Origin of the sequence: uncultured Kriegella sp., assembly GCF_963975415.1 — a bacterium.
Lineage (GTDB): Bacteria > Bacteroidota > Bacteroidia > Flavobacteriales > Flavobacteriaceae > Kriegella.
In genome coordinates, this window is sequence record NZ_CAXBGN010000009.1 from 113,750 (window position 1) to 134,449 (window position 20,700).

22 protein-coding genes are annotated in these 20,700 nt (G+C 38.6%); 17 read left to right on the top strand and 5 right to left on the bottom strand.

Going from position 1 to position 20,700, the window contains the following annotated elements:
* The first annotated feature begins 101 nt into the window (after positions 1–101).
* Complete coding sequence (locus AACZ88_RS17935; protein ID WP_339713215.1) at positions 102–596, top strand: RNA polymerase sigma factor; 495 nt, start codon at positions 102–104, stop codon at positions 594–596.
* A 4-nt stretch (positions 597–600) separates the two neighbouring features.
* Complete coding sequence (locus tag AACZ88_RS17940; RefSeq protein WP_339713217.1) at positions 601–1,245, top strand: hypothetical protein; 645 nt, start codon at positions 601–603, stop codon at positions 1,243–1,245.
* Positions 1,246–1,313: 68 nt separating this feature from the next.
* On the opposite strand, the gene AACZ88_RS17945 is transcribed toward AACZ88_RS17940, so the two are convergent.
* Together AACZ88_RS17945 and AACZ88_RS17950 are read right to left on the bottom strand one after the other, a co-directional pair.
* Positions 1,314–2,129 carry a lysophospholipid acyltransferase family protein gene (locus AACZ88_RS17945; RefSeq protein WP_339713219.1) on the bottom strand — a complete coding sequence of 272 codons (816 nt, stop codon included), beginning with the start codon at positions 2,127–2,129 and terminating at the stop codon, positions 1,314–1,316.
* Between the two features lie 26 nt (positions 2,130–2,155).
* Complete coding sequence (locus AACZ88_RS17950) at positions 2,156–2,797, bottom strand: CoA pyrophosphatase (protein ID WP_339713222.1); 642 nt, start codon at positions 2,795–2,797, stop codon at positions 2,156–2,158.
* Between AACZ88_RS17950 and AACZ88_RS17955 the strand changes: the two genes are divergently transcribed.
* A complete protein-coding gene (locus tag AACZ88_RS17955) occupies positions 2,796–3,512 on the top strand; it encodes a peptidylprolyl isomerase (RefSeq protein WP_339713225.1) in 717 nt (238 codons plus the stop codon). The genes AACZ88_RS17950 and AACZ88_RS17955 overlap by 2 nt on opposite strands.
* 23 nt (positions 3,513–3,535) lie before the next feature.
* Here AACZ88_RS17955 and AACZ88_RS17960 read toward each other — a convergent pair whose 3' ends face one another.
* Positions 3,536–4,150: a trimeric intracellular cation channel family protein gene (locus AACZ88_RS17960; protein WP_339713227.1), complete on the bottom strand. Its 615-nt coding sequence runs from the start codon at positions 4,148–4,150 to the stop codon at positions 3,536–3,538.
* 133 nt (positions 4,151–4,283) lie between these two features.
* The gene (locus tag AACZ88_RS17965; protein ID WP_339713230.1) at positions 4,284–5,000 is read right to left on the bottom strand and encodes an RDD family protein; all 717 of its coding nucleotides are present in this window, start codon (positions 4,998–5,000) and stop codon (positions 4,284–4,286) included.
* 36 nt (positions 5,001–5,036) lie between these two features.
* Between AACZ88_RS17965 and AACZ88_RS17970 the strand changes: the two genes are divergently transcribed.
* From AACZ88_RS17970 to AACZ88_RS18035, 14 genes are all read left to right on the top strand, one after another.
* Positions 5,037–6,002: a stage II sporulation protein M gene (locus tag AACZ88_RS17970; protein WP_339713232.1), complete on the top strand. Its 966-nt coding sequence runs from the start codon at positions 5,037–5,039 to the stop codon at positions 6,000–6,002.
* Positions 5,992–6,867 (top strand): hypothetical protein, encoded by an 876-nt coding sequence (locus AACZ88_RS17975; protein WP_339713234.1) that lies wholly within the window; start codon positions 5,992–5,994, stop codon positions 6,865–6,867. The genes AACZ88_RS17970 and AACZ88_RS17975 overlap by 11 nt, the downstream gene beginning before the upstream one ends.
* A gap of 41 nt (positions 6,868–6,908) precedes the next feature.
* The gene (locus tag AACZ88_RS17980; protein ID WP_339713237.1) at positions 6,909–7,616 is read left to right on the top strand and encodes a DUF4129 domain-containing protein; all 708 of its coding nucleotides are present in this window, start codon (positions 6,909–6,911) and stop codon (positions 7,614–7,616) included.
* Positions 7,609–8,826 carry a DUF4350 domain-containing protein gene (locus tag AACZ88_RS17985; RefSeq protein ID WP_339713240.1) on the top strand — a complete coding sequence of 406 codons (1,218 nt, stop codon included), beginning with the start codon at positions 7,609–7,611 and terminating at the stop codon, positions 8,824–8,826. The genes AACZ88_RS17980 and AACZ88_RS17985 overlap by 8 nt, the downstream gene beginning before the upstream one ends.
* Positions 8,816–9,814 carry a MoxR family ATPase gene (locus AACZ88_RS17990; protein ID WP_339713242.1) on the top strand — a complete coding sequence of 333 codons (999 nt, stop codon included), beginning with the start codon at positions 8,816–8,818 and terminating at the stop codon, positions 9,812–9,814. The genes AACZ88_RS17985 and AACZ88_RS17990 overlap by 11 nt, the downstream gene beginning before the upstream one ends.
* Before the next feature lie 3 nt (positions 9,815–9,817).
* A complete protein-coding gene (locus tag AACZ88_RS17995) occupies positions 9,818–11,149 on the top strand; it encodes a DUF58 domain-containing protein (protein WP_339713244.1) in 1,332 nt (443 codons plus the stop codon).
* Positions 11,150–11,349: 200 nt separating this feature from the next.
* Positions 11,350–12,297: an NAD-dependent epimerase/dehydratase family protein gene (locus tag AACZ88_RS18000; protein ID WP_339713246.1), complete on the top strand. Its 948-nt coding sequence runs from the start codon at positions 11,350–11,352 to the stop codon at positions 12,295–12,297.
* Positions 12,298–12,450: 153 nt separating this feature from the next.
* Positions 12,451–13,458: a DUF1080 domain-containing protein gene (locus AACZ88_RS18005; protein WP_339713249.1), complete on the top strand. Its 1,008-nt coding sequence runs from the start codon at positions 12,451–12,453 to the stop codon at positions 13,456–13,458.
* A gap of 153 nt (positions 13,459–13,611) precedes the next feature.
* The gene (locus tag AACZ88_RS18010) at positions 13,612–13,935 is read left to right on the top strand and encodes a putative quinol monooxygenase (RefSeq protein WP_339713251.1); all 324 of its coding nucleotides are present in this window, start codon (positions 13,612–13,614) and stop codon (positions 13,933–13,935) included.
* A gap of 391 nt (positions 13,936–14,326) precedes the next feature.
* A complete protein-coding gene (locus tag AACZ88_RS18015; protein ID WP_339713253.1) occupies positions 14,327–15,103 on the top strand; it encodes a hypothetical protein in 777 nt (258 codons plus the stop codon).
* An 89-nt stretch (positions 15,104–15,192) separates the two neighbouring features.
* Positions 15,193–15,720 carry a DinB family protein gene (locus AACZ88_RS18020; RefSeq protein ID WP_339713256.1) on the top strand — a complete coding sequence of 176 codons (528 nt, stop codon included), beginning with the start codon at positions 15,193–15,195 and terminating at the stop codon, positions 15,718–15,720.
* Between the two features lie 280 nt (positions 15,721–16,000).
* Positions 16,001–17,212: a sensor histidine kinase gene (locus tag AACZ88_RS18025; RefSeq protein WP_339713259.1), complete on the top strand. Its 1,212-nt coding sequence runs from the start codon at positions 16,001–16,003 to the stop codon at positions 17,210–17,212.
* Positions 17,213–17,318: 106 nt separating this feature from the next.
* A complete protein-coding gene (locus AACZ88_RS18030; RefSeq protein WP_339713261.1) occupies positions 17,319–18,071 on the top strand; it encodes a DUF5995 family protein in 753 nt (250 codons plus the stop codon).
* Positions 18,072–18,440: 369 nt separating this feature from the next.
* The gene (locus tag AACZ88_RS18035) at positions 18,441–19,652 is read left to right on the top strand and encodes a sensor histidine kinase (RefSeq protein ID WP_339713264.1); all 1,212 of its coding nucleotides are present in this window, start codon (positions 18,441–18,443) and stop codon (positions 19,650–19,652) included.
* A gap of 99 nt (positions 19,653–19,751) precedes the next feature.
* Here the strand turns inward: AACZ88_RS18035 and AACZ88_RS18040 are convergent, their stop codons facing one another.
* Complete coding sequence (locus tag AACZ88_RS18040) at positions 19,752–20,696, bottom strand: DUF1080 domain-containing protein (RefSeq protein ID WP_339713266.1); 945 nt, start codon at positions 20,694–20,696, stop codon at positions 19,752–19,754.
* Positions 20,697–20,700 lie beyond the last annotated feature (4 nt).

Genomic DNA, 20,700 nt, shown 5'->3' on the forward strand with positions numbered 1-20,700 from the left:
ATACAACCGACGTTATCAAAAAAAAGATATCGTGATCAAAAACATCTATATTTCTTGTAACAAAAAAGAACTATACCTACTAATAGAGAACAACTACTAACGTGAACAAAAAACTGGAACATCAATTTGTGACAGAACTGGAGAACAATCAGAACATTGTTCACAAGGTGTGTACGTTGTATACTAATGACAGGGATTCACATCAAGACCTGTTTCAAGAAATAACGATTCAATTATGGAAAGCGTATCCAAAATTTCGGGGTGAATCGAAGTTTAGTACATGGATGTATCGAGTGGCATTAAATACGGCAATTACATTATACCGTAAATCAAAACGTACCATTCAAACGCAAGACTATGAATCAGTAGTTTTTAAAATTAAGGCCGACACATATGACGAAACGGAAGAGCAACAGTTAAAACTATTATACGGAGCGGTCAAACAATTGGGAGATATCGAAAAAGCATTGATTTTTCTTTATCTCGAAGATAAAAACTATACCGAGATAGCAGAAACCTTGGGAATTACCGAAGTAAACGCCCGTGTAAAAATGAACCGCATAAAAAATAAGTTACGAACAATCTTGAATCCTTGATGACATGATGGATGAGTTAGAATTGTTAAAAAAGGATTGGCAGAAAAAGGAAGAACACCTTCCTAAATTGTCATACGAAGACATCTACAAAATGATTTGGAAGAAATCTTCTTCCATTGTAAAGTGGATGTTCTATATCAGTATTATTGAATTCGTGTTTTGGGCAACCATAAATTTGGTATTCACCGATGCCGAATCATGGGAACTGTTTAGAACGCTACATGTTTATGAGATTACCTTGACCGTTACCTTGATCAACTATGCGGTGCTACTCTACTTTATTTTCAAGTTCTATTCGAACTACCGGAAAATTTCGTTCACCGATTCATCAAAAAAGTTAATGAAAACCATTTTAAGTGTGAAGCGAACGGTCACCCAGTATGTTTGGTTCAATATTGCCATATTTACCGTATCGCTTGTAACAGGTCTTTACGGCAGTGTACGCTATGGGCCCGACAGTAAAAAAATTCTTGATGCCGCAGAACATGCAGGCAACCAAACTATTTTTTGGATTTTGACTATTGGAGCCACTTTGGTAATGGTTATGATACTGCTGCTTTTGGTCTGGCTATTTTACAAACTTCTTTATGGTATTTTGTTGAAAAGACTTAAAAAGAATTATGAAGAATTAAGACAACTTGAAATTTAAGCTTTCAAATATAGTAGATTACTTAGCGACCTACCCGTTGAAGGCAGGTTATATCAAAAGAGATTAAATTAAATTTTCTTACTGTTACGATATCTTCGCAGTTCGTTCTCTTGCTCATAAGCCAATAAATCGGCTTTCGAAATTACTTTTAAGAAAGAAGGATGTTGCTCTATGGCATATTCTAATTTTTCGATAATCGAATCAAAAGATTCGTTCTCATAATCAATTTCTAGAGGTTCTTTAATGACCATCGACTGCAAAATACCCTTTTTCTTTACTCGGAGCCCTTTTTTGTCAAACGAGCGCCTAAAACCATCGATAACCACGGGCACTACAATTGGCCTATACTTCTTGATAATATGTGAAGTTCCTTTTCTTAAAGGCTTCCATGGGGTAGTTGTTCCTTGGGGAAATGTAATGACCCACCCATCATTCAACGCCTTACCGATATTAGATATATCGCTCATTTTCACCTGTCGGTTCACATCTTGCCCCTGCGAACGCCAAGTACGTTCGACACTAATAGAGCCCGCATAGGCAAAAATCTTGGTTAACAGACTTTTTTTCATCGTCTCAGCTGCCGCGACGTAATACATATTCAATTTCGGATGCCAGATATAGCCAATATTCTTAATGCTATTATCCCTTCCGCTTAGGCTTGCATTAAACACATGGAACATAGCCACTACATCGGCAAAATACGTCTGGTGATTGCTTACAAAGAGTACGTTTCTATCAGGCAGGTTTCTGATAATCTCAGAGCCTTCAATTTCCAAGGTATTAAAACCCTTATAACGTTGGTGTGTGAAAATACCCAATATGCGGATAAGCCACTTTTTTAAAAATAGAATATGTCCGAACGGATTTTCCTTAAACAAGCCCATAACCGCAAATCTACAAAATTACGACGCTAAAATACCTGTTTCAAGAGCTCTTTGATTTCGCTTAACATCATAGCGGTAGCGCCCCAAACGGTATAACCGTTTAGTTTAAAGGCAGGTACATCGATATTTTTGGCATAAGATGTTGTCAAATTTTGCATATAGTTGTTGCTATCGTCCATAAAATCGGTAAAACGTACCTCGACCAAAGATTCTACTTCACTTTCTTGAATTTGAAAGGGTTTCGTTTTTGTGTAAAGCCCGATGTACGGTTGCACCTCAAAATTGCTAGGAGGGATATAAACTTCGCTCAACGATTTTATAATTTTAACCCTATTGGGCAAAACTCCGACCTCTTCATGGGTTTCGCGAAGGGCGGTCTCCAAAATATTGGCATCGCTTTTTTCAGCTTTTCCTCCTGGAAATCCTATTTGATTCGAGTGTACACCTTGATATGTTTTTCTTAGGATGAGCAACAACCGGGTACGATTAGTCGCATCACCGTAAAACAATGCCATTACCCCAGCTTTTTTGGGTTGTTTTTTTTTCAGTTTACTCTCTTCCATCAATCGAATGCGAACAGGCGGAGCCATTTTATAATGTGATGCCTCGCCCGGAAGAGGTAGTTTTTTTATTTTTGGTATCTGTTGTGAAAAAAAAGAATAATCCATGATATTTAAAAAACTGGCCCAAGCCACAATATTACCACTATTTTTTTTACTTGCCTGTAAAGGGGAACCCGATAAAAAAGTAATCCCTGACGTTAAAGAGGCGACTAAAAAAGATTCTGTTCAAATTGATAGTACAACGCTACAGCAAACCGAAAAGGAAGAGTTTAAACTGACCGAAGAAAATGCCATTGAATTCTTCTTCGATTATCAAAAAGATCTTAAAGAAAAAAAGGTGCGTTTAACCACGAGCATGGGAAGTTTTGTAGTTGAACTGTTTGAGAATGTGCCTTATCACAGGGCCAATTTTATATACTTGACCAGAGCGGGTTATTTCGATAGCACCCAATTTCACAGGGTCGTAAAAAAATTTATTATACAAGGGGGAAATTCCGATGACAAAAGAACAGCCGAAAAAAGAGGAAAGATAGGCCGATATCTTTTGCCTCCCGATACACGAAAAGGTTATAAACACCATCGCGGTACAATATCAATGCCCAGTAGTGAAATTAATAATCCGCATATGTTGGCTTCGCCTTATGAATTCTTTATTGTAGTGACTAAGCCCGGTTCTTATCATTTAGATGGCAACTATACCCCTTTTGGTAAAGTCGTCGAAGGTATGGATGTGGTAGACAAAATTAACAATGTGCGTGTAGGCAAAGGCGATTGGCCCTTTCAGAATGTGTATATTACCAAAGCGGAGATTATTGATTAGTTGTTATGAAATCAAGCTTTCCGCTATTTTCCCGAGCGATAAATATTTGGCAATGAAATGTTGAATTTCAAGGCTAACAAACGTGTGGTAATAATGATCAATATGGCACCCATATAAGCATAGGCCCCGTCAAAGGGCAATAGTATTAATAAGAAATAACTAAGACCTCCTAAGATGCAAGCCGTCGCATAAATCTCCTTTCTTTTAAAAATAACGGGAATTTCATTACATAGCATATCACGAATAACACCCCCAAAGCATGCAGTAATGGTGCCCAGGGCTATACAGATTATAGGCAACAGATCGACCGATAGCCCTTTCTCGATTCCCACCATCGTAAATAGGCCGATACCAATCGTATCAAAAAGAAGCAGTGTTCTGCGCAAATATTTCAATTGCTTTACAAAAATAATACTAAAGACCACCGTCACCGATATCGTGAATACGTATATGGGTTCTTGCATCCATAAAACAGGGGTACTCCCAATCAGCATATCACGTAGTGTTCCGCCACCAGTGGCGGTAACAAAGGCGATGATAAATACACCAAACAGGTCTAATTTTTTATCCATAGCTACCAAAACACCTGAAATAGCAAAAGCGATAGTACCTAAAATATCTATTACAAAGTAGAACATACCTTTTTAGTTGATTAATCGCGGCAAAACTACGAAATGAAAGCTCGAAACAAGAAATAACAGCGGGTGCATCGGTTAAAATTTCGGCGATGAAAAAAGTCTAAATTCTTCAAAAAAAAAGCCGACTATTAGCTTAAAGTTCTTGGGTATAAAAATTGTAATCTTTGATGACAATGTCTACAAAGTCAACAGGTTTAAGTTCTGTACTTATCTGTGTAACGTCTTTGATACGGTCACTTAGTGTAAGGATGATCTGGTGGTCTCCGTTACGCTTGGCCGCGTCGAAAAGTTCTTTGATGGTTTGCATTTCATTATCCTTAAAAACGGTCACTTGAGGATACCTTGGCACATAACCATCGGGAAGTTCGCGCAATAGCGTATCTTTTAGGCTCACTCGCTGCTTTTCACTAATAACAGTCGTTCCCGCCGCTATATCACCCACACGTTGTCCCTTACCTCTAATCAGAATAGTTAAGACCGCAACACCTCCTGAAGTTAAGGTCACGTCGATAATACGTAGGATCCAACGCACAAAATAACTGGCAAAACTGGGTTTTGATCCATCTAGTTTAACGACCCTGATATGCATTAGGCTTTTACCTATGGTCTTTCCGTCCATAAAAGTTTCCAACAACACATAATATAAAAATGCGGGCAAGCTCAATAATAGATAGAGCGCCCACATATCAGAAAAGTCAATATCCATAGCTAGCAATAGCCATATAACGAGTATCATATATATTGTAACCACAAAACTATCGATAATATAGGCCAGCATGCGATCGCCCAAGTGGGCCGTATTTTGACTGATGCTTATATTTTGGGCAGTTTCTATTTGAAATTGTTCCATAGTTTCCGTTTCTTTGACTACAAACCCTGTAAGTTAATGCGTGAGGCTGCCTTTGTAAAGCAAAATAAAGACAAATGGTCTACTTTTGAAAACGCACTGTCAAAGAAAACGAATATTGCGCCTGATGTATTGTCTGATCTTTATATTGAAATAACCGACCACCTCAGTTATGCCAAGACTTTTTACCCCAGTAGCAATACGGAATTTTATTTAAATTCTTTGGCCTCAAAGGCGCATCAAAAAATATACAAGACCAAAAGAGAACCTAAAAACCGGATTATCTCTTTTTGGAAATCTGAATTTCCGACACTTTTTTACCACTTCCATCGTGAATTGCTCATTGCATTTTTGGTGTTTGCTTTTTTTGCCGTGGTCGGAGCTTTTTCTGCAGCCAACGAAGGTGATTTTGTGCGATCTATTCTAGGAGACGGTTATGTAAACATGACGCTTGAGAATATAGAAAAAGGCGACCCAATGGCCGTATACAAGCAAATGGGAGAATTCAATATGTTTTTGGGTATTACTATAAACAATATCAGGGTGGCATTATTAGCTTTTGCCTACGGTATTTTTTTAGGCGTGGGCACCTTGATGATTATGTTGCAAAACGGAATCATGTTGGGTAGCTTTCAATATTTCTTTTATGAAAAGGGATTACTTTGGGAATCGGTACGTACCATATGGATCCATGGCACCATCGAGATATCAGTGATTGTCATTGCAGGCTGTGCCGGTCTAGTGTTAGCCAACGGTATATTGTTCCCCGGCACGTATACCAGGTTGGAATCGTTTAAGAGAGGGGTCAAAAACGGACTCAAAATTATGGTCAGCACCTTACCCTTCTTTATTATAGCCGGTTTCTTGGAAGGTTTTGTAACACGACATACCGAAATGCCAGATTGGCTTGCCATCATTATAATTCTAAGCTCGTTGGCACTAATTCTCTTTTACTACGTTATATACCCTAAACAACTTTACAAGAAAGCGTCCTATGAAAAATAACTACATAGAATTTAAAAAACAACGTGAGTTGGGTGAGATATTATCTGATACCTTTGCCTTTTTACGCGACCAGTTCAAGCCCTTTATGACCGTTTTTTTTAAAATTGTCGGTCCTTATTTGCTGGTTATGATGATTTCTTTAGGGCTCTATCTATACTTCATCGGAAACAGCTTTAATATGATGGTCGGTAGTTCTAGTGAAATACCGAACATTATTCTCATGATACCCATTGGCCTACTCTATATTGCTTCACTTGTAACGGTCTATGTAATGTCACAATCTACCGTATTACATTACATAAAGTCGTATTCCAATGGTAAAGGCGAAATAAATATTGAAACCATCAAAACCGGAGTATACGATACCTTCTGGCGTTTCATTGGGCTAGGTATTTTAGTTGCTCTCTCGGTAGGTTTTGGGCTAATGATCTGTCTCATTCCCGGTGTATATCTTTGGGTACCCTTGTCGTTGTCTTTTAGCATTATGGTCTATAATGGTTTGGGCGCCTCCGATTCTTTTAGTTATAGTTTTACTTTAGTTCGTGATTATTGGTGGATTACCTTCGCCACCTTATTGGTCATCGTTATTATAGTAGCTATTGCCAGCTATGCCTTTGCGGTACCTAGCATGATTTATCAATGGATGAAAATGGGAATTTTTTCAGGAGAAATGGATGCCGAAAATATGATGGATGTCTTTCAAGATCCCATTTACATACTCTTTAATATGATTAGTACCCTGGCGCAATTTTTACTTAACATCATATCTATCGTTGCAGGAGTTTTCATCTATTTTAATTTAAATGAAAAAAAGAACTTCACAGGTACCTATGAACGCATTAAAAATCTTGGGGAAACTCCGTAATATCAAATATGCACAAATGCATTTTCATATTTTTATTTTACATGTTATTTGTATTTCAGATTCATGGACAGGACGATAGTTCTGCAGAAATTCAATATGATAATTCTTCGCTGACAATTCAAAAAATAGAGGCAGCTGATTTAGAGGCATATCAAAATGACCCTGATTTCAATTATGAAATTTTAAAAACGGACGCCACCTGGTGGAACGACTTCAAAACCTGGGCGGGCAATCTTTTATTACAATTTTTCGAATGGCTTTTTGGAGTGGAGAAAGCAGCAGGTTTTTTGCTCTCTTTCTTTAAGTGGATTCCTTATATCCTTTTAGGCGTTCTCATTTTTATTCTCATTAAATTCTTCTTGAATATCAATGCAACAGGTATGCAACGGGCCAAAAATAATCAAGGGCTGGTTTCGCTTTCAGAAGAAGAGCACATCATCAAAAATGAAGATATTCAACAATTGATTAAAAAAGCCTTGGAAGGTCAGAATTACCGTTTGGCCGTTCGGTATTACTACCTCTACATTTTGCAGCTTATGAGCGAACAAGAGCTCATCGCTTGGGAACCTCAAAAAACAAATGACGACTACCTAAAAGAAATAAAAAGGCAAGAATTAAAATTGCCTTTTGGCAAAATCACCCGACTTTACACCTATATCTGGTATGGCAATTTCGACATTGACGAAATAGGTTACAAAAGAGCCGAAACTTTTTTTTCATCCCTTCAAAAACTGGTGCGGCATGGGTAAAAAGGCGAATGTTTATATTGTAATCTCAGTATTCACCTTAATTGTGCTCATGCTTTTGCAGTATAGCAGGCCTAAAGAAATCAATTGGTTTCCTTCGTTCGTATCCCAGCACAAAATTCCCTTCGGCACCTTTGTACTGAATGATGTCATGGAAAAAATGTTTCAGGGCCAAACACAACAAGTAAACAAACCACCTTTTGAATTTTTAAATGCGGAAGAAAATAACGCTGGCACCTATTTTTTCGTCAATGACAAGGTAGAATTCGGAGAAGCTGAATTGCACACTTTACTCGATTGGACGTCAAAAGGAAATACACTTTTTATAGCTTCGGCGGGTTTTGAAGAGCAACTTACCGATACCTTGCATTTAAAAACTTCAGGCCTCTATGCCGACTTCGGGGAAGAACAGAAACAACGACACCGTTTGACCAACCCACAATTGCAATCGGAAGACGGCTACATTTTTGACAAAGATAGTCACAGCCTTTATTTTAAAAGTATCGATACACTCAACACCAAGATTGTTGGCGAGGTTTCCTCAGTTTCAAAAAATGATAGTCTTGCTAAAAAACAGTGCAATGTGCTAAGACAGTCTTTTGGCCAAGGTCAAATTATACTCTCAACCTTTCCCAAGGCTTTTACCAACTACTTTATCTTAAAGGATAACAATAAAAATTATACGGCAGGACTACTATCCTATTTAGATGCCTCACAACCTATATATGTGGATAATCATTACAAATCGGGAAAATCGTTCTATACCTCGCCCATGTATATCTTTTTAAATACCAAAGAATTTAAATGGGCCTATTATCTTGTATTATTCGGAGCACTCCTTTATGTAGTTTTCGAAGGCAAGCGTAAACAACGTGCAATACCCGTGGTAATGCCGTTGCAGAACCAAACTTTGGCGTTTACAAGAACCATTGCCGATATGTACTTTGAGAAAGGCGAGCAAAAGTCGATCATAGAACATAAAATTGCCTATTTTCTTGAATATATACGCACCCATTTTTATCTGAACACCCTAAAACAAGATGATGTCTTTTATCAACATTTGGCAATGCGTAGCAATCACTCCAAAGAAGAAATAATAGCATTGTTCTCGTATATAGACCAGTTGAACGCCTCCACGGAGCCGACGGATGACGCACTTAAAAAATTAAACTCTTTAATAGAAAAATTCAAAGCTAAAGCCCATGGAAAATAATGAAACACAATCCGACGAGCTTAATTTCGACAATCGCGTACCGTTGGAAAATCTACAGAGGGCGGTTGAAGAAATTAAGACCGAACTAAGCCAGGTCATCATTGGCCAAGAGAATTTTATCGAATTGCTGATCGTAGCTCTTTTAGTTGACGGCCATGTACTTATTGAAGGAGTTCCGGGTATAGCGAAGACAATCACGGCCAAGTTGTTCGCAAAGACCCTTAAGACCGATTTTAGTCGAATTCAATTCACGCCAGACCTCATGCCCAGTGATATTCTCGGCACCTCTATTTTTAATGTAAAAACGGCCGAATTCGAATATAAAAAAGGACCGATTTTCTCCAACATCATCCTGATTGATGAAATCAATCGGGCACCCGCCAAAACACAGGCGGCCATGTTCGAGACCATGGAAGAACGCCAAGTAACCATGGATGGGACAACCTATAAAATGGAAGACCCGTTTATGGTATTGGCTACTCAAAACCCTATCGAACAAGAAGGCACCTATGCTTTGCCCGAGGCACAGTTAGATCGTTTCATCTTTAAAATAAAAGTAGATTATCCGACAGTGGAAGAAGAAGTAAAAATTATACAGACCCACCATGACCGCAAAGGCTCAAAACCACAGACTCTTGTAAGTTCGGTACTTACCCCAAATCAATTACAAGACTATAAGGCCAAAATACAGGCTATTATGGTAGAGGAAAAAATCATCAAGTATATTGCCGATATTATAACCAAGACCCGAAACCATCCGCATTTGTATTTGGGTGGATCGCCTCGCGCCTCGATAGCTACTTTAAATGCTGCCAAGGCTTTTGCGGCCATCCTTGGGCGCGATTTTGTTATTCCCGAAGATGTAAAAAGAGCGTTAGTCCCCGTGTTGAACCATCGTATCATTCTAACACCAGAACGGGAAATGGAGGGCATGACCGCCGAAAGTGTGGTAAACATGATTACCGAATCCGTCGAAATACCCAGATAACTCGTGCGATTTCTTAAATCACTTTACATTCATAATACATTCTTCAGGTATATCGCACTATTGGCGGCCTGTTTTATAATTAGCTACTGGTTGCCAGCATTATATCCAATAGCATGGCTTCTTACCCTCTTATTGTTCGCCTTGGCCTTATTCGATATCGCACTCCTTTATCGTACACCTTTGCCGGTAACAGCACAACGGCAATTGCCACAGAAACTTTCGAACAGCGATTTCAACCCTATTACGATTGAATTTGCATCGATGTATCCATTTAAGGTGCACCTCGTATTGATAGATGAGCTTCCGGTGCAATTCCAAAAACGAGATTTTGAATACCGAAGCGAATTAATCAAAGGCGAAAAAAAACACTTTGAATATACCGTACGACCTGTTGACCGTGGTGCGTATTTTTTTGGCAATCTGAATGTTTATGTTTCCTCCTCCTTACGTATAATCAAACGCCGTTTTGTCTTTCAAAAAGACCAAATGGTGCCCGTGTATCCATCAATTATTCAAATGCAACAATATGATTTTCTAGCCATCAGTAACCGGCTTACGGAATTCGGACTAAAAAAAATAAGGCGTATCGGGCATACACAGGAATTCGAACAAATCAAAGAATATGTGCAAGGAGATGATTTTCGAACGATCAACTGGAAGGCTACTGCCAAACAAAATCAATTGATGGTCAACCAGTACCAAGATGAAAAATCACAGCCTATCTATTCCATAATAGACACCGGAAGGGTTATGAAAATGCCATTTGAAGGCCTGAAGTTACTTGATTACGCCATCAATTCAACACTTGCATTTTCGAACGTGTCGTTAAAACGAAATGATAAAACGGGAATGATTTCGTTTTCAAAACAAATTGAGAGTTTTGTACCCGCCGTTCAAAAGCTGACCCATCTCAATACTATTATGGAAAAGCTCTACAACATCACTACCGAGTTCACAGATTCCGATTTCGGACTGCTCTACGCCCATATCAAGCGTAAAGTGAACCAACGCAGCCTCTTATTGCTCTATACCAATTTTGAACATATTTCAGCACTAAAGCGGCAGCTGCCATTTCTTTTGGCCATCGCAAAAAAACACGTACTTGTGGTTGTTTTCTTTGAGAATACCGAATTGGAAAAACTTATTTCTACCGATGCCGAAGATCTTCAAACCATATACCATAAGACCATTGCCGAGAAGTTTTCGCTGGAGAAACGACTGATGCAAAAAGAACTGCAACGCTATGGTATACAGACTATTTTGACCTCCCCCGAAAACCTGACAATCAATACGATAAACAAGTATCTCGAAATCAAGGCACGGGGATTGTTGTAGAAAAAGTGTCGAGTGGCAAGTAAACTACTTTGTCATAAACCCGCCTGAATAGCAAGCTCTTTCGGACTAGGCCAACAAAAAAGTCATACCTGTAGTCGAAGGGTCAAAACACCAATTTTCATAACCGCTTAATAGTTTTTATTAGTGGTCGGCTATTGGTCAAACTTCATTAACTTTAATCCGCAATAAAACAAAAAAACATGCAGACCATATTAGGTTCGGGTGGGGCCATTGGCATTGAACTGGCAAAAGCCCTTACGACATATACGACCGACATCCGTTTAGTTAGCCGAAATCCTAAAAAAGTGAATGAGACGGACACCCTTTACCCCGCAGACCTACTGAATACCGAAGAAGTACAAAAAGCGGTACAGGGCTCGTCGGTAGTCTATATTACGGTCGGGTTTCCCTACGACCTCAAAACATGGCAGAACAATTGGCCTAAATTTATGGAAAGTGTCATCACGGCATGTAAAAATGAAAGCTGCAAACTGGTGTTTTTTGACAATATCTACATGTACGATAAAGATCATTTGGATGGGATGACTGAAGAAACTCCGATCAACCCGCCTAGTAAAAAAGGAAAAGTCAGGGCCGAGATCTCAAAAATGATATTGGAAGAGGTAACCGCCGGAAATCTGACTGCCCTTATTGCACGTTCGGCAGATTATTATGGGCCATCAATCCAGAATACCAGTATGCTTACCGAAATGGTATTCAAAAATCTTTCGAAACGAAAAACAGCGAATTGGATGGGTTCGGACACCCTAAAACATTCCTTTACCTACACCCCAGATGCCGGAAAAGCTACGGCACTTTTGGGAAACACCCACGATGCTTACGATCAGGTCTGGCATTTGCCTACAGCTGCCAACCCCTACACCGGTAGGGAGTGGATACAACAGACGGCCATCGCCATGGGTGTTATGCCCGAACACCGAGTACTTCCTAAATTTTTAATCAAAATTATGGGGTGGTTTGTGCCCGTCATGAAAGAAATGGTCGAAATGCTCTACCAATACGATCGCCACTATGTCTTTGACAGCAGTAAATTTGAAAAACGATTTAACTGGACTCCTACTCCCTATGAAAAGGGCATTCAAGAAATTGTTCAAATAGATTATTCTAAGCTTAAAGGAAAGCACTAGCAACAGATTTTCATTTTTTATCATTAAATTTAATTTCGGTAAAAAATATAGTCAATAAAATTATTGTCTATATTGAAATCAGGCGTAACTTGAACCGTTTTGGTCGTTCCGGTGTCTTTGGTTCAATATCAAATCCCCTTAAAACATAATATCATGAAAAAATTAATTACACTCATCACCATATTCTTGTTTACAACGCCCCATCTGCTTGCAGATAATCTCAAATTTTCGAACAGTGAGAATGGGTTTTTAGGCATGTGGACATTTGATATCGACGGAGGTGGAATCGGTTGGTTGAACGTGCATCAAGAAGGGGATTACCTAGATGCCGAACTCTTATGGATCGGCGGTAGTGTAACGCCCGTAAGCCATGTGTATTTGGCCGATGAGAACACCTTGGTCGTTACCCGCACCAATGAAGTCAAAAGAAACGACACCCGTAAACATACCATCACCAGCACGCTAAGAATCACTAGAAACGGTGATGAAATAACAGGCACCATGACCGGCCCTCATTGGGATGGTCCCGGAGAAAACGTTAGTACAATCAAAGGCAAACGACTGGCACCCGTTGGGCCAGCTCCTGATTTATCACAGGTAAAATATGGCAAGAAAATAAAATTGTTCAACGGTAAAAATCTCAACGGATGGCGGCCTATTGACCCTAAAAAAGCAAATGGTTTTAAGGTGGAAGACGGCCAATTGGTCAATAATCCGGTTCAGCCTAAAGACGGACACCATATTTCTTATGGAAATCTAAGGACAGAACAAGAATTTGAAGATTTCAACCTTAAATTGGAAGTGAACGTACCCAAAGGAAACAATAGCGGAATTTACCTTCGCGGGCTCTATGAGATACAAGTGGTAGATTCATATGGGAAACCGTTAGACCCACATAACATGGGCGCACTTTATAGTAGAATTACCCCGAGTGAAGGTGCCGAGAAACCGGCCGGCGAATGGCAGACATTAGATATTACTTTGGTCGATCGCCATGTTACCGTCATTTTTAATGGTAAAAAAATTATTGACAACCAACCTGTAGATGGCCCAACAGGAGGTGCTATCAGTTCTGATGTCTTTGCTCCAGGTCCTATTTATTTACAGGGTGACCATGGGAATGTTGCCTATAGAAATATTGTTTTGACTCCAGTGCTATAAGCACCTGGCATACGGTAAATAGATAGCCTACAGTGATCTATCTAATTGCACGCCTATCGATGTAGGACAGTTACGAATTTCAGAAGTTTAAGTTGTAAAACAATTCAAGAAAAATTTGCTTGGTCACACCACAGGATTGTTATATTTGTGAAAGTGACAACCCAAAAATATCAAGTACACATGAGCAGCCAGCAATTGACCATTACCGCTAGTATTCTTGCCAAAACCGAAAAACGAGAGTTCGTAAAACAAGCATTACTTAAGTTGATACCCCCTACACTTCAAGAGGAAGGCTGTCTCAATTATGATTTACACCAAGACAACGAAAATCCTGATCGCTTTTTCTTTTATGAAAATTGGAAAAGCCGCGAATTATGGCTAAATCACAATGCCAGTGCCCATATCGCGGCCCACAGAAAAAATACCGAAGGAGCTATTATCGAAGTTATTATCAGTGAATTGTCGCCAGTCAGTTAAACTATTATGGGTTAGGTCTATTACGGCGGCATTATTTTAATCGTTTGAGAAAATCTGCCAAAGCGAATTATATATTATAGCGTTTTCTTGGTGCTCCACGGATAAGCTTCTGGCCAATACACCGATTTCTTTTTTGTTAAAAAGCACATGCCCATCAACTACCTACTGATTCAAAACACACATTTGATGTGAGAGAGAAGCCGGGCACGATTGCTAATGGACTACTCATTTTCAACGCCTTCTAATTCATGTTTTTGGAAAATTCATTATCTTAGTAGAAGTCTCCCCCCTAGAATTTTCTTTCCCCCTTTATTTATTTTCACCCCCTGGTTAAGGATCAATTTCAATCGTATTTATTTTTTAAAAGGAATATGCTCTATAATTCATGGTTATGAAAAAAACTCTCAAACTTCTAAATGGTATACTTCGAAAAGCGGATATGGGAGGAAATCCCGAAGTCATACTGGCTAAACTACAAGCGGCAGGTCTGGAGAATAGCAATAATTTGGAAAAGCTCTTCCTAGAAAGACTCTCTAAAGAAAACTCATCGAAAAACGTCTACAAAAAACTTGAAAAAAAGAAGAGAAGTGCCTGGGTTTTACACGGTACCAAAAACAAAAAAATATATGCCTGGTATCTTGAATACTGTGACAAAAACGAGAACTGGTTAAAAATAGAAGATTATAGAGAGAATAATAATTATAGGACTACCCCTCTAAAAACGGCTTTGGAAGAAAATAACGAACACCTCGAAACTATGTATAAAGAAGTGTGCAGTACTTGGCGTCAATTGGTTTCCGTTCGTTTTAAACTGTTGGGCTTTCTCCCCATCGTTTCGATTGCAGTTATTTTGAATATAATAACTTCTGACATGCAGTTATATGGTAAACTGTTGGTCTGTTGCCTAGGTCTTATTTTCACCTATGGCATCCGTATTTACGATAAACGAAATACCGAACTACATGACCAATTGATTAGTAGGGGCAGAAAAATCGAAGAAGAATGGGGCATAGACAATGGCATATTCATTGGCAGAAAAATTTCAAATAACTACTACCCTCCAAAGCCAAAGTGGATAAAAGTCCAACACGATGTAGGGCTTAAAATTATCTATGGATCATGCTATTTGGCATGGGTTTTTATTATCGTTTATTTGGTTCTTAAATAAACGGAATTTTAAGTATGAGTGCCCGTAATACATGGGGTTTCGATTTGTTTTAGACCGTCATTTTAGTGAAATTTGCAAAAAGAAAGGTAATGACTACAAAACCAAACGGAATAGAGGCATGGCTACGTGGGCCAATACATAATATTCCTCTACTGTTACAACCTGCGGCGCACGCCTTGATACAATCACAAGAAGAGGTAAAACGATACACTCAAGAATTTCCTGAAGAGTTGCTTTGGAAGCAGCCCGTTGGGCGAGCCTCGGTAGGCTTTCACTTGCAACACTTGACCGGTGTTGTCGACAGATTGTTGACCTATGCCAAAGGTTCAAATCTTTCTGAACTTCAACTACAAGCATTACGCAATGAAGGAAATGCAGAAACAAAAACGACCATCGCAGAACTTGTAGAACTTTTTGAACATAAGGTAAATGAGGCCCTCTCTTACTTTAAGTCCCTTGCCGATGTTGATCTTACCCAAGCGCGCACGGTTGGAAGAAAACAATTACCGACTACCCTGATAGGCCTACTTTTTCATGCTGCCGAACATAGCCAACGCCATGTTGGTCAACTCTTGGTAACAGTCAGTACAGTTCAGGCCATGAATAATAGAAAATAGCACGCTTAATCCGTTTTTAGATTGATGATTAATTCCCTTGCCACAAACGTGTATTATCAGCGTATCGGCAACCATCACAATTATACCGTAACACGCTTAAAAAGCAATGATTTAAATTTAATTTTGTCCTATTTATTTTTATGTCCTTGGTATTAAAAACTCAAAAAATAAAGTATCTTAAATACGGAATGACTGTAGCTAATAAGCAGATAGTTAAATTTGCTGATTCTAATAATCAATGTCTACTTGAAACTACACCACGTTTAAAAAAACTATATGCATGAACGTATTCACCAGAGTCAGTAATTTCGGGGTTTCGACTCATATGAATGAAGATGCCATAAAAAAAATCAGATTGGTCAATCAGATTTCTTTGTTCACGCTAACCCTTTCTACTTTCATGTTGGTGACTGCTATAATCTCTGACTTTCCCAGAATAGCCATTCTGCTGTTTATTCCAGTTACCCTCATTCTTCTACTCCCACTAGTGCTGAACTTAATGGGTAAGACGATTGCCTCACGTATCGTATTATTATTTTCCACCTATGCCATTTTGTTCATCCAGACCCTTGTCTACGGCCCCGAACTTCATATTCATTTTTTTTTAATAGCCTGTATAGGGGCTCCTCTTTTTCTATTTAATGGTGAAATAGGTCCGTTTAAGTGGGTATTTGTTTTTATGGTGTTTCCCATATGGCTTTATCTTGAATGGCACTTCAGCAATAAATCCCCCCTTATACGTATTGATCCAGATTCACTCTACTGGCCTAGACTAACCAATGATTTATTATTGTTTGCCGTTATAATCTTTATGTTTTACATCTTCAGCCAACAAAGTAATAGGCAAATAAAGAATATCGAGAAACAGCGCATGGCTATTGAAATCCTGTTAAAAGAGATTCATCATAGGGTAAAGAATAATTTACAGGTCATTACCAGTCTTTTAGCCTTACAATCTATGGGAATCAAAGAACAAAAAATTAAAAATTTATTCTCAGATCTTCAAAACAGAGTTACCTCAATGGCTTTATCCCATGAAATGCTATATCAAACCAATGACTTACAGCGTATCGATTATGAGGCCTATATTCGAAAACTTGTAAACGGATTAATCAATTCTATGAAAGAAAGGGAGCATGAAATAGATGTTCAAGTCGACATTAACAATATATACCTAAACATAGACACTTCGATACCTTTAGGACTCATCATCAACGAATTGGTAACCAATTCACTCAAATATGCCTTTAAAGAAGATAACGGTATGATAAAAATAGCAATTGAAAATTTAGACGATAAGAATTTTCGTTTGGAAATAGGGGATAACGGTGTTGGGTTCACCAATATTCCAAAGAAAGGAAAAAAGAGTTCATTAGGATTGACTTTAGTTCAAAAATTGACCATACAGCTTCGTGGAAAAATCGAAAAAGACAATTCAAAAAAAGGAACCAACTATATCATCAACTTTCAAGAGATCATGCCTAAATCGTAAGTAATCCTGAAGATTTTATTATTGACATGGTACCCTTAGCCGTTTTAATCTTTCTTTCCCTATTTTAGTAGCTCAAAAAGATTAGACCGCTAGAACATCACCACGCATGAGCCGAGCAAAAACCATACAGGAAGTTCTTGACCAATTAGATGAAATTATTGATAACTGTATTACTACCAACAACCGTCTGGGGCTCTTTGCCTATATCTATAGACGCACGACCGCTGAAATACAGACCGAAATACTACGTCAAAGTTTTGAGGACAATGAGCGCTTGGAACGAATGGATGTTGAGTTCGCCAACCTTTATCTAGATGCCTACAGAAATTATCATGCAGGCAAGGCTGCTAGCAAATCTTGGGAATTCGCCTTTATGGCCAAAGATGAGCCCCTATCAATTTTACAGCATATTATGATGGGCATCAACACCCATATCAATCTCGATTTGGCCATTGCTACCAGCATTTCAATGACAGATCAAAAATTGACCGATATCGAAAATGATTTTACTAAAGTAAACGATATTCTTTTCAACATTACAAACGAAATGCAAGACCGACTGAGCAGAGTCTCGCCATTAATGTTTTTATTAGATATTGCTGGGAAAAACACTGATGAAAAAATCATTGACTTTAGCATGCGTAAAGCCCGTGAACAATCGTGGAACAGCGCAAATCTATTATGGGGCCTTGGAAGTCAAAATAAGGATGCCATTATGGGTATAGATCAACTCGTATTAAAGCTGGCCAATCATATCAAATCGCCGCGATCACGAGTCATAGGATTTACGCTTAAAACGATTGCCCGACTGGAAGAAAAAAACGTTGGAAAAATTATTTCAAGACTGCAAGAGAGTTAAACAAAAATTCTGTTTTCACATTCATACTTCATTCCATTATAACATTCAGAAAGCAAGTAATTGCAAAAATCATAATGCACTACGAGACAATATGTTATACAAATCAAAATAATAGCCCTCTACAGAGTTGCTAGGCATCTTAAGAGCACTGAAGCCTATAAATAGGATTTTAGTTTGAAATAAGAAAGAAAAATACTACATTATACAGGTTCTCGGAATTAGCAAATTAATTTTTGATTCTGAAGAATCGCTTAGCAAAAAAGTTTAGAACACTTTATAGAAACTAATTTTAGAACCTTCTCAACACCATTGAAAGCGACCAGGCTTTAAATGGCAATATCTATTTGAAAAGGTTGAAATTTTAGAACAATGAAAATACTCACCAAGATTACCAATTTAGGGGTTTCAAACCAACTTGATGAGAATACCACCAGAAGAGTACGGATAGTAAACCAAATATCAATTTTTCTATTTGTGCTTTTCGTACTGCAATCTACTGTGGCCCTCTCATTAGGTTTTCCTAAAATAACCGTTATACTGTTTGCCGCAGTTTCCCTTGTGAGCATTGTACCTCCTCTTTTGAATAAGTTGGAGATGACTATTGCATCCCGGGTATTTTCAATTTCTTCAGCATATTTGGTCTTACTTTGCCAAGTTCTTGTCTTCGGCCCTGAATTGCATATCCAGTTTTTTTTTATGAGCACAGTAGCTGGTCCGTTACTATTATTTGATAAAGAAATAGGTATCTGGAAATGGGCCTTGGTGGCAGTCCCGGCCCTAATATGGATTTACCTCGAATGGCATTTCGCCAACATACCCCCTATGGTCCATATTGCGCCTAATGCCATATTTTGGGCTCGAATTACCAACAATTTATTGTTGTTCTCCATAATATTTATTCTATTCTTCACATTTACCCGACAGAGTAACAATCATATAGAAGACATTGAGCAACATCGTATGTCCATTGAGACCCTTCTAAAAGAAATTCATCATAGGGTGAAAAATAATTTGCAGGTAATTACCAGTCTGCTTGCGTTGCAATCTGTGGGGATTGAAGAACAAAAGATCAAAAATTTATTTAAGGAGCTGCAGAATAGAATCAACTCCATGGCCCTATCACATGAAATGCTATATAAAACAGATGATTTAGAACGTATAGATTATGAGGCATACATACGAAAGCTTATTACAGGTCTAATCAGCACAATGAAAGAGCCTGAGAATGAAATCGAAATTCATCTTAGCATAAAACAAGTGTACTTAAACATTGATACGGCAATACCCTTGGGACTTATAATCAATGAAATTGTAACCAATTCACTCAAATACGCGTTCAAAAACAACAGTGGTACCATTTCCATTTGTCTAAGAAAATTGAACCACCCGAATTTTTTATTGGAAATAGGAGATAATGGCATAGGGTTCCCTACCTCTGTTTTGAAAGCCAAAAGAAGGTCATTGGGATTAACATTAATTCAAAAACTAACGCGCCAACTTCGGGGAAATATTGTAAGGGATACTTTAAAGGAAGGGTCAAATTACATCATCCACTTTCAGGAAATCACTCCAAAATCATAAAAAATTGGGTTGCTTGACTATTTCTCCAAATCTAGGGAACCATCAAACAACCCAATATCAACCAGCAAAAAAATGTTGCTCGTTTTATAAACTCATTCTCTAATTACTGATAGGTGTAACCACGATATTGCGATATTCAACGGGGCCGTGGTCACCTTGAATATAAAATGGGCCTGGCTCACCTTCTTTACTGTCTAAGGCTCCACCTGTAATACCAGGAATAATTTGGTCATTTATAATCGTTTTGCCGTTGGCAATAATTGTCACCCTTCGACCTATTAGCGTAATATCATATGACTGCCATTCACCTGCAGCTTTGGCGGCCATTTGATTAGGCGTCAGAAAGCCGTAAACCCCACCGAACAAAATATCGGAAGGCTCGGCACCTTTACTATCGATTACCTGTACCTCGTAACGGCCACGAAGGTAAATGCCGCTGTTACTCCCCTTAGGGATACGAAACTCGATATGCAATTTGAAATCGGTAAATTGTTCCTCAGAAACAAGATTGGCACCTGATTTAGCACTTTTTAAAACTCCCGATTCAGCTACCCATTGGTTCTCTGCGCCAATAGCTTTCCATCCGTCAAGATTTTTACCGTTGAAAAGTTTTATCGGTTTGCCCCATACCGGGTTTTCGATGTAGTCAAGTTTTGGAGCTCTGGTTGCCTTCCATTGGTAGGTCTTTCCATCGGTATATACCATAGTACCTTCTAATGCATCGCCCACTAATCTACCCTCGAATATCATATTTCCATCTCCAGATTCCCACTGTGGAGGTATTGCAAAACTGAACTTTCCGTCTGTCGCCTTTATTTCGGAAATGGGCCGCGCACTGCCCATAGCATAAACAAATCGACCCACAAGAGTACTCGTACCTGAATGACGAATTTCCAACCAAGAAGGAAGTTCTTTCCCATCTTTGGTTACTACCATATCCCAGTGCCCTTCCAACGGATTATCTTCCAATGCGTAAAGTGATGTATTGATCGTTGCGAGCAAAAGGCTCAGCATTCCTAAAAATTTAATCCTTCCTATCTTCATTTCT

Bases quoted from the DNA above. Each gene is read 5' to 3' on its own strand.
- AACZ88_RS17950 (WP_339713222.1), bottom strand. From the start codon at position 2,797: ATGGATTATTCTTTTTTTTCACAACAGATACCAAAAATAAAAAAACTA.
- AACZ88_RS18040 (WP_339713266.1), bottom strand. From the start codon at position 20,696: ATGAAGATAGGAAGGATTAAATTTTTAGGAATGCTGAGCCTTTTGCTC.
- AACZ88_RS17965 (WP_339713230.1), bottom strand. From the start codon at position 5,000: ATGGAACAATTTCAAATAGAAACTGCCCAAAATATAAGCATCAGTCAA.
- AACZ88_RS18030 (WP_339713261.1), top strand. From the start codon at position 17,319: ATGAGCCGAGCAAAAACCATACAGGAAGTTCTTGACCAATTAGATGAA.
- AACZ88_RS18035 (WP_339713264.1), top strand. From the start codon at position 18,441: ATGAAAATACTCACCAAGATTACCAATTTAGGGGTTTCAAACCAACTT.
- AACZ88_RS17960 (WP_339713227.1), bottom strand. From the start codon at position 4,150: ATGTTCTACTTTGTAATAGATATTTTAGGTACTATCGCTTTTGCTATT.
- AACZ88_RS17990 (WP_339713242.1), top strand. From the start codon at position 8,816: ATGGAAAATAATGAAACACAATCCGACGAGCTTAATTTCGACAATCGC.
- AACZ88_RS18000 (WP_339713246.1), top strand. From the start codon at position 11,350: ATGCAGACCATATTAGGTTCGGGTGGGGCCATTGGCATTGAACTGGCA.
- AACZ88_RS17940 (WP_339713217.1), top strand. From the start codon at position 601: ATGATGGATGAGTTAGAATTGTTAAAAAAGGATTGGCAGAAAAAGGAA.
- AACZ88_RS17980 (WP_339713237.1), top strand. From the start codon at position 6,909: ATGTTATTTGTATTTCAGATTCATGGACAGGACGATAGTTCTGCAGAA.
- AACZ88_RS18005 (WP_339713249.1), top strand. From the start codon at position 12,451: ATGAAAAAATTAATTACACTCATCACCATATTCTTGTTTACAACGCCC.
- AACZ88_RS17970 (WP_339713232.1), top strand. From the start codon at position 5,037: ATGCGTGAGGCTGCCTTTGTAAAGCAAAATAAAGACAAATGGTCTACT.
- AACZ88_RS18025 (WP_339713259.1), top strand. From the start codon at position 16,001: ATGAACGTATTCACCAGAGTCAGTAATTTCGGGGTTTCGACTCATATG.
- AACZ88_RS18015 (WP_339713253.1), top strand. From the start codon at position 14,327: ATGAAAAAAACTCTCAAACTTCTAAATGGTATACTTCGAAAAGCGGAT.
- AACZ88_RS17975 (WP_339713234.1), top strand. From the start codon at position 5,992: ATGAAAAATAACTACATAGAATTTAAAAAACAACGTGAGTTGGGTGAG.
- AACZ88_RS17955 (WP_339713225.1), top strand. From the start codon at position 2,796: ATGATATTTAAAAAACTGGCCCAAGCCACAATATTACCACTATTTTTT.
- AACZ88_RS17945 (WP_339713219.1), bottom strand. From the start codon at position 2,129: ATGGGCTTGTTTAAGGAAAATCCGTTCGGACATATTCTATTTTTAAAA.
- AACZ88_RS17985 (WP_339713240.1), top strand. From the start codon at position 7,609: ATGGGTAAAAAGGCGAATGTTTATATTGTAATCTCAGTATTCACCTTA.
- AACZ88_RS18020 (WP_339713256.1), top strand. From the start codon at position 15,193: ATGACTACAAAACCAAACGGAATAGAGGCATGGCTACGTGGGCCAATA.